Below are 14,817 nucleotides of genomic sequence, written 5' to 3'. Positions count from 1 at the left end.
GTCACAAAATTATTCATCGCCTCTAGCTTTTACTTTAAAGACGATTGGCGTACCCTCATAATTAAAATTCTTACGGATTTGGTTTTCTAAATATCTTACATACGAAAAATGCGCAAGTTCAGTCACATTGACGAACAATACAAACGTCGGAGGTTTAACCGAAATTTGTGTCGCATAATAAATTTTTAAACGTTTCCCCTTATCAGAAGGTACTTGATTTAATGCAATCGCTTCATTGATGATATCATTTAGAACACCTGTTGAAATTCTAAGCGCGTGATTGTTTGACACATAAACGGCTTGATCAATTAATTGCATCACTCTTTGACCTGTGACAGCTGAAACAAACATCACTGGAGCGTATGACATAAATGGAAACTCTTCGCGGATGCGTTTTTTAAACTCATTAAAGGTATCGTTGTCCTTTTGAATTAGGTCCCACTTGTTCACGACAAAAATAGATGCTTTTCCTGCTTCATGCGCATATCCAGCTACTTTTTTATCCTGATCCGTAATACCTTCTGCTGCATCGATCATAATAAAGCAAACATCTGAACGCTCAATGGCTGTCAATGTCCGAATGACACTGTACTTTTCAATGGATTCATTTATTTTGGACTTACGTCTAATTCCAGCTGTATCAATCAGAACAAATTTCTGTTCATTATAAGTAAACGGCGTATCAATTGCATCACGAGTCGTTCCCGCAATATCAGATACAATAACACGTTTCTCACCAATGATTTTATTAATCATAGAGGATTTCCCTACATTTGGTTTTCCAATAAAGCAAATTTTGATGGCATCTTCTTCTTCAAGTGCTTCACTTGGTGGAAATAATGCGACGATTTCATCTAAAAGATCGCCCAATCCCATTGCATTTACAGAAGATATCATAACTGGTTCGCCAAGTCCCAATGTATAATAATCATAAAAGTGATCCGGTTTTTTATATTGATCTATCTTATTTAAAACCAGCACGACAGGTTTTTTTGATTTTCTGAGCATTTGAGCAATTTCTTCATCTGCTGTGGTATACGTGTGTTTTCCATCACATACAAAGACAATGACATCCGCTGTATCAATGGCAATTTGAGCTTGATCTCTCATTTGTGATAAAATAACATCGTTTGATGAGGGTTCAATTCCCCCAGTATCAATCATTACGAATTTATGCGTGAGCCATTCGCAATCTGCATATACTCGATCACGCGTTACGCCCGGAGTATCTTCCACAATCGAGATTCTCGAACCCGCTATTCTATTAAAAAACGTTGATTTACCTACATTAGGCCTTCCAACTACAGCAACAATCGGTTTTCTAAACATTACTTACCTCCATAAAATATGTGCCACAATAACGCTTCTCCCGTATTGTTTACACGCAGTACCGGTCTACTAAAAAATTGTCTTAAATTTTCAATGCTTACATCATCAAGTAACACATCATCTTGGGCTCTAAACATGGCTTCAGGCATCAAAATTACATCGGAAGCATCTAAAATATGTGCTTGTTCAACAGATTGTTCCATAATGTCTTTTCCCGTCACAAGACCTGCTACCGTTATCTTTTCTCCAAAGAATCTATTGTCAATCTTAAGAACTCCTATTTGAATCTTCGGATCATGTGACTGAATCATCTGTGCAATTTGCTCTAAATATGGAGCAGCAGCGACACCTGTTACAAGCACAACTTTTCTTGGAACCTCCGACTGATAGTTATCTTGAAGAAGCGCTTTATTCACTTCTGTCATCAATTTACGAATCATGCCAACACCATCTTCATGTTGAATGTAATTTTCATATTCCGCATCAGTGGGAAACTCCTCTTGTGCCAAAATATAAAATTCATCTGCTAAAAACGCAAATCGAGTTTTGAGTTTTTTTAAAGCTTGGCGTTGAAATTCATGTACAAGATCAATCGTCGATTTTGCCGATTGGGCATCAAACCCTTTCATCTCAATAAGGTGTTCTCTATGTTTCGTTAAACCAATCGGTACAATCGCCACGCTATTAAGCTGTGGAGACAAACTCATTAAATCCATCAATGTTCTTTTAAGTTCTTCTCCATCATTATAACCAGGACATAGAACAATTTGAGCATTGACAGTAATGCCACCTTCTGTCAGCCTTTTTAATCGTTCCATTATGTGTCCAGCGAATCGATTACCGAGCATTTTTACGCGGAGTTCTGGATTTGTTGTGTGCACAGAAACATTAATCGGACTAATTCGATAGCGAATAATTCGATCAATATCTGTATCCTTTAAATTGGTAAGTGTCACAAAATTTCCTTGTAAAAAAGACAATCTAGAGTCATCGTCTTTAAAATACAAAGAAGATCTCATGTTTTTTGGCAATTGATCGATAAAACAAAACAAACACTTATTTGAGCAACGTTTTGCATCGTCAATAATTGGATTCTCAAATTCTATCCCAAGTGGTTCGTCATAGTCTTTTTCAATTTCTAAAACCCAACGTTCACCATCTGCTTTTTCAATTTCAACTTCAATTTCTTCGTCATTCGTCAGAAACATATAATCAATGATATCCACTACAGGTTGCCCATTAATGTTAATCAACTGGTCTCCAACTTCAATTTCCAATTCTTCTGCAATAGAACCCGGTTCTATAGCTTTTATATTATTCATTATAAACCCTTTCTAACTCGACAAAAATGGCGCATTTGTCCCATTATTAAAATAACTCGACATATAATTTTAATATACCATGCACACAAATTCAACCTACAATTTTGTCATGAACGTTTTAAGGTGTTTGAATAAAAGCACTTAACGAACCTCGAGGATACCCCGTTCGTCTATGTGAATGATACTTATCCGGTTGACAGATCGTACAATCTTTGTGAATCTCAATTGAATCTTCACGTATATTGAGATTTATCAACTGGATTTTATTCGCTAGTTTCAAATCTAACCAATAGTGATTTTTATCCTTTCGGTTAAATATCTGTTCCATTTCTGCTTGGGTGTATTGTTCATCGAATGCATCATACACTTTTTGATCCACTTCATAACAACATACACTGGCACAAGGACCAATGGCAATTTTTAAATGATTGATTTCAGCACCTACTTCAGCGAATGTTCGAATCGCTTCTGTTGCCATGAAATTGGCAGTTCCCTTCCACCCGCTGTGAACAGTTCCTACCCACCCGTTAAGAGGATCGTGAAATAAAAGCGGTACACAATCAGCGTAGAAGGTCATTAAGACAACGTCTGATCGTTTCGTGATGAGTCCATCCGTTTCTTTAACAATATAAAGCTGATAGTCTTCAAGAGCTGTTCCGCTCAAGTCAACGGAAATAAATGGGTCAAATCGTGTCATTTCATCAATGATACAAATGGTGTTTGAATGTACCTGTTGTGTAGCAATAATAATCTTTGCATCACATTTTATGGCATCTAACACCCTCTTAATATTTTTAAAAACAGCATGACGTTCATCGTCACCAAAAAAACTCGTATTCATGGTGCTGTATACACCTAAACTCACTCCGCCATGCCGAGTAGTAAATCCATGATGCGCAGAAATATTAGAAAATCTCTCTATCATAGCTGACGACTCCTTCGTAATATGCAAAAAAGCAGTTTACACTGCTTTATGAATTAGATTTTTCACGTAGTAATTTAGTTAATTCATTTATGAACGTGTTAATATCTTTAAACTGTCTATAAACAGAAGCAAATCTAACGTAAGCAACCTCATCTAAATCTTTGAGTCCAGACATTACAAGTTCACCTATGAGTTCAGAAGGAATTTCCTTCTCCATTGAACTATGCATTCTCGTCTCAATTGCATCAATTAAATGTTCCATCTGTTCCATAGAAACCGGACGTTTTTCACAAGCTCGAATAATGCCATTAAGGACTTTCATTCTGTTATAGGATTCTCTAGTGCCGTCTTTTTTGACAATTATAATTGGAATTTCTTCAATTTTTTCATATGTTGTAAATCTTTGCGTGCAATTGATACATTCTCGTCTTCTACGAATCACATGTCCATCGTCTGTTGGACGTGAATCAATTACTTTAGATTCTAAACTACTACAAAAAGGACACTTCATAAATTCACCTCAACCCAAGTCATTTGATATTCGAACACTTTGTAAAAAAAACCTTGCTAGAAGCAAGGTTATCTTTTCTTTCTTAAAAACGTCGGGATGTCAAAAGTATCTTCATCTGCCGAATCCGCTTCTGTAGGTTGAACTCGAACAGTTTCATTTTTAGTTGGTATCGTTACCTTAGGTTCTGGTTTTACCTCTGGTTTATAAGTTTCAAAACCAGTTGCAATCACAGTAACAGTAATCTCATCTTTTAACGATTCATCAATCACAGCACCCATGATGATGTTTGCTTCAGGATCCGCTTCTTTATAGACTAAATCTGCAGCTTGTTGAATCTCCATCATCCCCAATGACTTGCCACCACGAATGTTTAATAGAATTCCTTTTGAGCCTTTAATAGAAGTTTCCAAAAGTGGACTATGAATCGCCTGATTTGTCGCATCTATCGCACGATCGTCACCACTTGAAGAACCGATTCCCATATGTGCTAAACCTTGCTCGTACATAATTGTTTTAACGTCAGCGAAGTCAACATTGATAAGACCCGTTTCTGTAATTGTATTTGAAATACCTTGTACCCCTTGACGTAACACGTCATCGGCAATAGTAAATGCATCTAAAATAGACGTTCTTTTTTCAACGATTTCTAGTAAGCGATCATTTGGAATCGTAATCAAAGTATCGACTCTTTTCTTGAGTTCTTCAATTCCTTCTTCAGCGTGTTTCATTCTTCTTTTGCCTTCAAAAGAAAATGGCTTTGTTACAACGCCTACAGTTAAAATTCCCATTTCTTTCGCGATTTCAGCAACAATTGGCGCAGCACCTGTTCCTGTTCCACCGCCCATACCAGCAGTGATAAATACCATATCCGCACCTTGAAGAGCTTGGAAAATATCATCACGGCTTTCTTCAGCCGCTTTCTTACCAACTTCAGGATTTGCACCGGCACCTAGTCCACGTGTTAATTTTTCCCCAATTTGCAACTTATATTCAGCCGCCGAACTATAAAGCGCTTGTTTGTCTGTATTAATCGCTATAAATTGTACGCCTTTCAAGTTTGACTTAATCATTCTGTTAACAGCGTTATTTCCCCCGCCACCAACACCAATTACTTTAAGCTGGGCAAATTCTTCAACAGCAACATCAAATTCTAACATGAAAATCCTCCTTATCCCGCAAAGTAATAATTCTCAGGTGTTTATAAACTCTAGTCTATTTAAACAAAATACTATAACTTTTACGAAATTATTGTTTATTATAACTCTCCCCTGAAACTCTATAAAAACAGGTTTTCATTCGCAACATATATTGCCAAAACAACCTAGTTTTCCACTACATATAGTATATACTGTTTTTAAATTTTTTGGAATATTTTTTTTTCAAAATTTGTTAAAATGACACTAATTTCAACGAGATTAGTGCTTTATGCCTATTTTCCTCTATATCGGTCAATGGTATGTCTTCGAATAATACCAATATTGTTAAAAAGTCTCGTTCCAAATACAAAAATTGCCGCATAATAGATTGGAACACCTAATTTATCTCCTAAAAAGGACAGTGCGACAGCTAAGATTGCGTTTACAAAAAAACCACTTATAAAAATGACTCCATCAAATTTCCCTTCAATGCTGGCACGAAGCGCACCAACGATTGAGTCAATTGCCGCCAAAATGCCAACAGAGATGTACAATGAAGAGATTGTCGAAAACTCAAACGGGATATACAACCCCACAAGAACACCTATTAAAATACCAAAAATCGCTATAATCATAACTCTACACCTTTCTCATGGATCTATTGTGCTCAAGGTAATCCGACGAACGGCCCCTAATTGACATACTCATAATCGACAAATCCTTCATACGCTGGAATGGTGACACTGATAGAAGTATTAACTTCCACAAAAACACCAAAACTTCTTAAATCTTCACTAAAACTTCCAGGCGCGTTTATGGCAGATTCAAGAAATTTACGATCACCTATAGCTTCAATTACATAAGGTGGTGCAAATACTTGATCATTGATCTTAATTGTTGGCCCAGTACATTGAATGTTGGATTTATTAAATACAACGCGCTGTCCGTTTATAGCGATTGCCTCTGCACCAGCGTTTCTTAAATCATCCACCATTGCACGTATATCCAAATCGTGAACAAGCAAATTATTTGGATTTTCATCCTCAATCAACTCTCTTGTTGCATCAGATACCAGAATGACAACTCCGGGACCTTCAACTTTTGTCAGACCTGAAATCATCTTAATATTGAGAATTTCGTTTTTCAAAAATTGCTCATAATCAATTTCTTCATCCTCTTTAGCGGACTTATAAGCTGATATTTCTGCTTTCAATTCTTCAACTTTGTCATTTAGAATCACAATTTCTGACTTTTGACTTTCAAGCTCAATACTTTGTGTGTACATTTCTTTAATTGACAAGTATTTCACTCCAGATTCTAACGTTCTGAATTGTAAAGCTACAAATGTCCCCAATAATAGCATGAGAAAAAAGATTTCCTTTTTCTTCGTTTGCCATTTCATCTACTTCACCGTATTTGCATATCTAAACTTGATACTACCATTATATGCACCAATTTCAATGGTATCGACTTTTCTAACTTCTACATAATAACCGGTTTCTTGAATATTTTGCACAATTCCAAATCGTTGATTAAGCGCGCTGTCTAATGTACTTGAATTTCCAATTGCCTTAATAACATATGGCGGACTAATTGGAATCGTGTTTACATTCACCTGATTTCCCGCCAATCGAACTTCGGTATTGTTGACCATACGTTGCTCATTAATGGAAATTGCTTCTGCACCCGCTGAATTGAGTTCGTTAATCAATTCAAGAATCAACTTATAGTCATAGGCAATATTTTTTTCAGTACTATTATTGATATCGCTCGGCGGATTGTCAATGGTAATGATAATCCCAGTTCCATCGACCTTAGTCATACCTGCAAACGCCTTATATCGATTAAGTTCATCTGTCAAGTTCTTTACAATGGCGCTCTCATTGGAAGCAGAATCTTGAATTTCATCCAGTTGCTTTTCTAATCGTTCAATTTCTTCAACAAGTGATTCCTTTTCAGATTTCACAGCATTTAACTCATTCAAAATTTCAGTCGTCTTTTGAGTTGGACTTGATCCATTTAGATAAGTTCCTTGTATGAATTTCATCTGAAAGGCAATAAATACACCTAAAATGATACATGCCATCCCAATCCAAATACTATCTTTTTTCATAGGTCTCCTACTCTCCAAATGGTCTATAAACAGGCAATCCATCTGAACTCACATCGATAACACCTGTTGTAATCCCTTGAGATTTTAGCGTTTCATAAATATTTGCAAATGCATTAAACTTATCAACAATACGTTCGCCAACACCAAATTTGACTTGGATTTCATCAATTGTCATCACAATATGTCGAGATTCAAATCGTATGAGTGTTGAGATATTAAACTGACTTTGCTGAATCAAATCAATTAAATCCACAATGTTTTCAAGAACATAGAGCTGATGAACATCGATGATACTTCCAGTGGAAAAGCTATCAAACGCAAAGCCTTCAACAGTAAATCCGTCATTTTCAACTGCCAACACTTCCAAAACATGTAGTTGGTCATCTAACGACAGTACCATATCCGAATATTTTATGTTGAAACAATGTTCTCGATACTCAATCTTCAACTGAAGGGTATTAGGGAATTTTTTAGAAGCATTCACGCTTTTAATATACGGATGCGCCATGAGACTCTCTTCTACTTTATCTAAGTTTACTTCAAAATAAGGCGTTCCAATTTTAACACCTGAATACCTTTGAATATCATATAAATCCACATGTTCATTTTTATTAAATTCAAAATGCGTGATATGGACGAGATCTGTATAAAAATAGAGATACACCCCTCCGCCGATTAAACCTATTATAAACAAAAAAATAAACAATCGCTTAAAGAATTTTCTCAAGATCAACTCTCCGTTAACTCGTTAGTTTTCTAACTACCGCAACAATAGATTCCATCGTTTTACTCAAATCCATTTTTTCACAGTTGCTTCTCATAATATCCAGTTTTGTTCTGTCTTTGTAAAAATCCATTATCGTGTGCGTTATTAGTTCTTCATTGAGATCTATTTCTTTCATCACGACACCCATGCCATACTTATCCATTAACTGCGCATTTAAGAGCTGATGGTCATTGGCAACATTTGGAGATGGAATAATAACAGATGGTGCCTTTGATGCAATTATTTCGTTGATCGTAGATGCCCCAGCACGAGAGACGACTAAATCAGCCGCTGCTAAATAATTTGGCATATCTTTTAAATAACCTAATATCGTTACATTTTCACCAACTTCGTAAATACCTTTTTCGATATCTTCCATGACGTATGGATAATAGCGATTGCCCGATTGATGGATAAAACGAATATTAGGGACATCCGCAAATTGATGATAACACGACAACATCATATGATTGAGTTTCATCGCACCATTACTGCCACCTACTGTTAATACCATCATTTCATCCGGTGATAATCCTAGTTTTTGGCGAGCGGCTTCTCGCGTTGTCTGAAAGTACGATTCAAGAATTGGCATCCCAGTATATATAATGCGTTCTTTATGCTTAAAATGTATTTTTGAATCTTCAAAAGACACCATAATGGCATCGACGAATCGACTTAACCATCGATTGGTCATCCCAGGATAAGCATTTTGTTCGTGTATCGCGGTTGGAACTCCACGTAGTGCTCCCATGAAAACAAGCGATCCAGCAACATAACCACCAGTACCAATAATAATGTCCGGCTTGAATCGCTTAATCAGTCGATTGGATTGCCAAAGGCTTTTAAACAGTGTCCCAACTGCTTTAATCGTTTTCCAAGAAAACTTTTTGTTAAGAGGTGCTGCATCTATTCCGATGAATTGAAAACCACGCTTTGGAACAATGTCGTTTTCCATACCATCTTTTGAACCAACATAGATAATCTCAATTGGTCTAAATTCCCGTTTTAATCGTTCTGCAATTGCAAGCGCTGGATAAATGTGTCCACCAGTGCCACCGCCTGTTACTAATATTTTCATAAGTCATCTCCGGATTCTGTATCATTGGCACGTTTCATCGTATGTCTTGAAATATTGAGCATAATGCCAATACACCCTAGCATAATTAAAGTACTTGTTCCACCGTAACTAATAAATGGCAATGTCACCCCTGTCGCCGGCATGGACGATGTAGCAACTGCATAGTTCATTAAAAATTGAAGTCCTAGCATCGCCGATATTCCTGTTGCGAGCATCGTCGAAAAGATATCGGGTGCATTCATAGCAATTTTAACACATCGGTATAGTAATATCAAAAATAATATTAGAAGTCCTGCAGTACCTAATAAACCTAATTCTTCGCCAATAGTCGCAAGAATAAAGTCATTTTGAGGTTCTGGGATATATAATTTATTTTGAGTACTCATTCCTAACCCAACACCAGAGATGCCGCCTGTGCCAAGTGCATAGAGTGCATTGACAACTTGCCATGATTCATCATTTTTATATTTGATTGGATCTAAAAATGCAAGCAATCGATCCAATCGATAAGAGGCTTTTAATATGAGGGCAATTCCGACAGCGACTGCACCTGCTCCTCCTAAAAGAACATAACGCCAGTACAATCCCGCTGAGAAGAGCATAATCGAAAGAACGCCTGCAATGATAACAGCAGTACTCATATTGGGCTGTTTCATGATGAGAAAAACTGTCACAATCATGATAACAAGATAAACACTTAATACTTTTATTCGATTTAAATGTTGATGATTTCTCTCTATGCTAAGAGCAAAGAACATGATTAATCCAATCTTCGCTACTTCTGCTGGTTGAAAACCAAAGCTGCCAAAATAGATCCAGCGTCTCGCATTGTTTACGACCTTTCCTGCAAACAAAACGTAGACCAATAATATAACGCCAGCAATTGCAAGCGGAATGGCAATTTTTTTATAAACCTTATAATTTACCATGGATGCAAACAACATGACGAATACGCCGAGCACATTCCATTTTAAATCTTTGATAAAAAATAGCGTTTTATCTTGCATCTTATCCATCGCATAGTAATAACTCGAACTAAATACCATCAAGAGTCCAAAACAAATGAGTATAAGAGTCGTAATAAGCAAAGGATAATCAATTTTTTTTTGATTCATCGTTCCCCCATGATTTTATCACTGATCACCTTTCAGTCATCTTCGATTTTAATTGAGCTACACACGATTTGAAATGATGTCCTCTTTGTTCAAAATTATCGTACATCCCCCAACTTGCGCAAGCTGGAGAAAGCAATATAACATCACCTGGTTCAGAATTTGCATAAGCTTGATTAACAGCCGTTTCCATATCTTCGACCAATTCATAGTGATTAAACTGTCTTGAATTTGCAATATCCACAAGCTGAGGAGCGGTTGCCCCCATGAGATACAGCTGCTTGATCTTATTTTCAAACACATCAAAAATAGGAGATAAATCGATTTTTTTATCATATCCTCCTGCAATTAAATGAGTTGGTTGTACCATAGATTGAATCGCGCAAACTGTCGAATCGGGATTCGTCCCCTTTGAATCATTGTAAAATTTTCGTCCATGAATCTCATCGACAAACTCAATTCGGTGTTCAACGCCTTTAAACGCCACTAATGCTTTACCAATTACCTCTGGTGAGATTCCAGCTAATTGACACGCCAAAGTGGCAGCAAGTGCGTTTTCAACATTGTGTCTTCCAAAAATCTTCATTTCATCAACCATGCAAACCATAGATTCTAGGCCACCTACTCGCGTCCAAATCGCGCCGTCTTTTAAGTAAGCACTCTGCTTATTTACTTCTTTTTGACTAAAATAATGGACATTTCCCTTGGCTGATTGAGCGAGATCTCTCACCAATATATCGTCATAATTTAAGATTAAATCATCATTTTCTAACTGATTTTCAAAAATTCTTGCCTTTGCAGCTTTATACCCCTCCATATCTCCGTGTCGATCAAGATGATCAGGGGTTAAATTCATAATAATGGCAATTTTGGCTCTAAATGTACGAATCGTTTCAAGTTGAAAGCTACTTAACTCAGTAATCATCGTTGTATCTTCAGTCGCTTCTAATGCCTTGGATACAGCAGGGACACCAATATTTCCAACTACAAAGTTTGGTCGTTGTGCCATTTCAAAAATAGCGCCAATTAGAGCAGTCGTTGTTGTTTTACCATTTGTGCCAGTAATACCTAAAAAGTTTCCTTTGCATAGTAAGTAAGCCAACTCGATTTCACCAATTAATGGAATTCCAGCACTAACGATTTGTTTCACAAAAGGCGCGTACAAAGGGACTCCTGGGCTAATAACTGCCAGTTCGTACTCAGATAAATTCACAGGATGATTTCCAAGATAATGCAAATCAATATAGGGCTTAATTTCACATAAAATATCTTCTAACTGTTGTTCGGTTTTCATGTCAGTTACAGTTACACGAGCACCTAACGAGTTTAATACTTTAATCACTGAAACACCGGATTTTGCTAATCCAACAACGATTATTTTTTGATTATTAAAATTCATTGAAACCTCCAGGTATAAATACTTACTTTTTTTAAACGATGAAATAGCTCACGATGCACGTGATTAAAGTAATAGTAGAGAAAACTGCAACAATTTTTACTTCTTTCCACCCAAGCGCTTCAAAATGATGATGGATTGGCGCCATTTTAAAAACACGTTTTTTTGTTTTTTTATACACGCCGACTTGAATCATAACAGAAAGTGTCTCAATAAAATAGATAAGTCCAAAAATCGGGATAAATAAAGGCATTTTTAACAAAATAGCCATTGCACCTACATATCCACCGAGTGCCAACGACCCCGTATCCCCCATAAATACTTTTGCTGGATACCAATTGTATTTTAAATATGCCAACAACCCACCACTCATTGCTGCTGAAAGACTAATGACAATTGGATTTTGTTGCTTAAATCCCATCATTAGAAAGAATAACGATACTACCAAAGTAACGGACCCTGACAATCCATCTAAACCATCGGTTAAATTAACGGCATTGTCCACTGCGACAAACATAATCAACATCAACGGGAAGAAGAACCATCCTAATTCAACTGTTTGACTTAAAAACGGAACATGTGTATCTGTTCCAAATTTCATAGCAAAGAACGCAAAACAAATACTTAAAGAGAGTTGTAAAACAAATTTCTGCTTCGATTTAAGGCCTTCATTATGTTTTTTAACCACTTTCAAATAATCATCAATAAAGCCTATTGCTCCAAAACCAAAAGTTGCTAAAATCACAAAAGCAACTTCTAACTGTTCAAATATCAAAGTCAAAGCGATTGGAATCATAAATGCAATGAGAAAAATAAATCCCCCCATGGTCGGTGTTCCCGTTTTTTGCAAATGCGACTGTGGGCCTTCTTCTCTAATCGCCTGACCAAATTTAAGTTTTTTAAGGCGCGGAATCACAATAGGACCTAGCGCAAGCCCCGATATAAGTGCAATGGCAAAAAATACAATTCCATTTAGGTGCGTTTCATTCATTAAACTCTCGTACATGATTATTCTCCTTGTGTAAAGTTTTCATTCTGCTTCATCTTACGCATTTAGTTCAATTCGCATTTTTATTCATAACGCATTCTGTTCATTATGCATTTTATTAATCTTCAACAGACAAAATAACAATTGCATTGCTATCCACTTGAGTTCCTGCTGCTGGATATTGATTGTTTACGATCAAAGTCGTATCTTCTACTTCTAAAGGTGTCGTTGTCGATTCAATGCCTAAACCGATTAAGATATCTTGTGCTTCTTTTAAAGTTTTACCTTTTAATTCTGGGATCGTTATGGTTTTGCTTGCTTTTACGTCTGGCACAATATTTTTATATCTAAAGATATCTAACATAATATCTTTAACAATTGGCGCTGCTACAAGACTTCCTAGGAACTCATCTTTGGGTTCATCAACCATGACAAAAACCAGATACTCTGGATCATCCATCGGTGCAATCCCAACAAACGAAACGGCAACAACACTACTATCGTATCCGTTTTCAGTCATTTTTTGACTGGTTCCAGATTTACCCCCTACCTTGATCCCTTCAATGTAGGCAATTTTACCACCGCCATGTTCTACTGCTGATTGAAATAAAAATCGCAATTGATCCGATGTCGCTTTTGAAATGATTTGTTCTGCAACAGGTGTTTGAAAGTTTTCAAGGACATTTCCAAATTCATCAGTAGAAGCTTTTACGATTTGAGGTGTTATTAAGTAGCCTCCATTTACGAGCGCAGATACAGCTCTTGCCATCTGCATCATCGTTAAATTCACACTATGACCATAAGACAACGTTGCAAGTTCCACAGGCCCAATTTTTTCTTCTGGCAGAGAAATCGAGCTAGCTTCCGCAGGCAATTGAATTCCAGTCTTTTGAAACAAACCAAACTTTTCCATGTAATCATATAATCGATTTACACCAAGTTTTTGTCCAACTTCTATAAACGTCGGATTACAGGAATTGACAAAGGCTTGTACAAAGGTTTCAACTCCATGTCCTACTGGAAAGCTGACGCAATGTAAAATAACACCGCTGACTTCTTTAAATCCAACGCATTTAAACGTGCTATCCAAGCTGATTATTTTCTCTTCAAGAGCGGCAGCAGCTACCACCGATTTAAAAGTAGAACCAGGTTCATACGTGTTTGTAATCACCCTATTTTTCCACATTTCACTCCAGTAATTCATTTTTTCTTCATCTGTCATTTTATCCCAAACGGCGTCTTCAACTCCAACATGGGTTCTTGGATTATTGAGGTCAAAATCGGGTTTTGATGCCATAGCAATTATTTCCCCATTTTTGGGATTCATGACAATAGCAGATATTGATTTGGGTTGATGTTTAATCATCGCTTCTTCAAGTCGATCTTCAACAAAATATTGAATGCTATTGTCGATGGTTAACATGATATTTTGACCGTCAATTGGCGCTTGTAAATTGCTCTCGCCATACGCAAGTTGTCTGCCATAAACATCGGTTGTTACATCATATAACCCCGATTGCCCCTTTAACAAATCATTAAAATAGAGCTCAACACCTAAAAAACCATCTCCATCCATATTCACATTTCCAATTAGATGAGAAGCCAGATTGTTATATGGATACATACGTTCTGTATCTTCCGTTATAGAAATTCCCGATATCCCCATCCCACGAATGAGATCAGATTCACTTTTTGATATGTTGCTGACTACTTTGACAAATGTGGACTTCGCCGATAAAAGTTTATCCACAATTGGTTTTGAATCAATATCCAGAGCAGTTGCAATCAAATCAGCTGTCTCATTGGGCTTTTTAATCGTTTTAGCTTCAGCCCAAACAGAATACGTCTTAATGCTGAAGGCTAATTTTTCGCCATTTCGATCCATAATGATGCCACGCTTTGCAGGTATGACAATGCTTTTATCTTGCACTTTTTTTGCTTCAATTGTTAGTTCGTCATTCCAAATGGTATGAATATAAATTAATCGACCAATCAAAGCACCTGCCAAAATACTCAGAATGATATAGACATATAAAATTCTTCTTCTAAATAAAGTCATTAACGCCTCCAATAAGTCGCTATTTCTATTATAACCCAAGCATGAAATTATTCAATTAAAATACAAATCAATTAAAAAAGAA

At 36.6% G+C, this 14,817-nt stretch carries 14 protein-coding genes; all 14 read right to left on the bottom strand.

Going from position 1 to position 14,817, the window contains the following annotated elements; genetic code table 11:
• Positions 1 to 9: 9 nt before the first annotated feature.
• The 14 genes from der to ACZ41W_RS02220 all read right to left on the bottom strand — a co-directional run bounded on the left by der (position 10) and on the right by ACZ41W_RS02220 (position 14,735).
• Positions 10 to 1,329, bottom strand: a complete 1,320-nt coding sequence (gene der, locus ACZ41W_RS02285) for a ribosome biogenesis GTPase Der (protein WP_464313261.1) — start codon at positions 1,327 to 1,329, stop codon at positions 10 to 12.
• The gene (locus tag ACZ41W_RS02280) at positions 1,329 to 2,654 is read right to left on the bottom strand and encodes a DUF512 domain-containing protein (protein ID WP_464314261.1); all 1,326 of its coding nucleotides are present in this window, start codon (positions 2,652 to 2,654) and stop codon (positions 1,329 to 1,331) included. Before ACZ41W_RS02280 ends, der begins: the two co-directional genes overlap by 1 nt.
• 115 nt (positions 2,655 to 2,769) lie before the next feature.
• Positions 2,770 to 3,576 carry a peptidoglycan editing factor PgeF gene (pgeF, locus tag ACZ41W_RS02275; protein WP_464313260.1) on the bottom strand — a complete coding sequence of 269 codons (807 nt, stop codon included), beginning with the start codon at positions 3,574 to 3,576 and terminating at the stop codon, positions 2,770 to 2,772.
• Between the two features lie 46 nt (positions 3,577 to 3,622).
• Positions 3,623 to 4,087 carry a transcriptional regulator NrdR gene (nrdR, locus tag ACZ41W_RS02270; protein WP_464313259.1) on the bottom strand — a complete coding sequence of 155 codons (465 nt, stop codon included), beginning with the start codon at positions 4,085 to 4,087 and terminating at the stop codon, positions 3,623 to 3,625.
• A gap of 68 nt (positions 4,088 to 4,155) precedes the next feature.
• Positions 4,156 to 5,244 carry a cell division protein FtsZ gene (gene ftsZ, locus ACZ41W_RS02265; RefSeq protein WP_464313258.1) on the bottom strand — a complete coding sequence of 363 codons (1,089 nt, stop codon included), beginning with the start codon at positions 5,242 to 5,244 and terminating at the stop codon, positions 4,156 to 4,158.
• Positions 5,245 to 5,516: 272 nt separating this feature from the next.
• Positions 5,517 to 5,855, bottom strand: a complete 339-nt coding sequence (locus ACZ41W_RS02260; RefSeq protein WP_464314260.1) for a small basic family protein — start codon at positions 5,853 to 5,855, stop codon at positions 5,517 to 5,519.
• 59 nt (positions 5,856 to 5,914) lie between these two features.
• Positions 5,915 to 6,625, bottom strand: coding sequence for a DUF881 domain-containing protein (locus ACZ41W_RS02255; RefSeq protein ID WP_464313257.1), 711 nt, complete (start codon positions 6,623 to 6,625; stop codon positions 5,915 to 5,917).
• On the bottom strand, positions 6,626 to 7,336 hold the full coding sequence (locus ACZ41W_RS02250) for a DUF881 domain-containing protein (protein ID WP_464313256.1): 711 nt from the start codon (positions 7,334 to 7,336) through the stop codon (positions 6,626 to 6,628).
• A 7-nt stretch (positions 7,337 to 7,343) separates the two neighbouring features.
• Positions 7,344 to 8,063 (bottom strand): cell division protein FtsQ/DivIB, encoded by a 720-nt coding sequence (locus ACZ41W_RS02245; RefSeq protein ID WP_464313255.1) that lies wholly within the window; start codon positions 8,061 to 8,063, stop codon positions 7,344 to 7,346.
• Positions 8,064 to 8,076: 13 nt separating this feature from the next.
• Complete coding sequence (gene murG / locus ACZ41W_RS02240; protein ID WP_464313254.1) at positions 8,077 to 9,180, bottom strand: undecaprenyldiphospho-muramoylpentapeptide beta-N-acetylglucosaminyltransferase; 1,104 nt, start codon at positions 9,178 to 9,180, stop codon at positions 8,077 to 8,079.
• Positions 9,177 to 10,295, bottom strand: coding sequence for a putative lipid II flippase FtsW (gene ftsW / locus ACZ41W_RS02235; RefSeq protein WP_464313253.1), 1,119 nt, complete (start codon positions 10,293 to 10,295; stop codon positions 9,177 to 9,179). The genes murG and ftsW overlap by 4 nt, the downstream gene beginning before the upstream one ends.
• A 25-nt stretch (positions 10,296 to 10,320) precedes the next feature.
• Entirely contained in the window at positions 10,321 to 11,691 is a 1,371-nt protein-coding gene (gene murD, locus ACZ41W_RS02230; protein ID WP_464313252.1) for a UDP-N-acetylmuramoyl-L-alanine--D-glutamate ligase, read from the bottom strand.
• Positions 11,692 to 11,722: 31 nt separating this feature from the next.
• Entirely contained in the window at positions 11,723 to 12,694 is a 972-nt protein-coding gene (gene mraY, locus ACZ41W_RS02225; RefSeq protein WP_464313251.1) for a phospho-N-acetylmuramoyl-pentapeptide-transferase, read from the bottom strand.
• A gap of 100 nt (positions 12,695 to 12,794) precedes the next feature.
• The gene (locus tag ACZ41W_RS02220; RefSeq protein WP_464313250.1) at positions 12,795 to 14,735 is read right to left on the bottom strand and encodes a peptidoglycan D,D-transpeptidase FtsI family protein; all 1,941 of its coding nucleotides are present in this window, start codon (positions 14,733 to 14,735) and stop codon (positions 12,795 to 12,797) included.
• Positions 14,736 to 14,817: the final 82 nt, after the last annotated feature.

It is taken from the genome of Fusibacter fontis (genome assembly GCF_055378735.1).
This window is presented reverse-complemented; position numbering and strand designations above follow the sequence as displayed.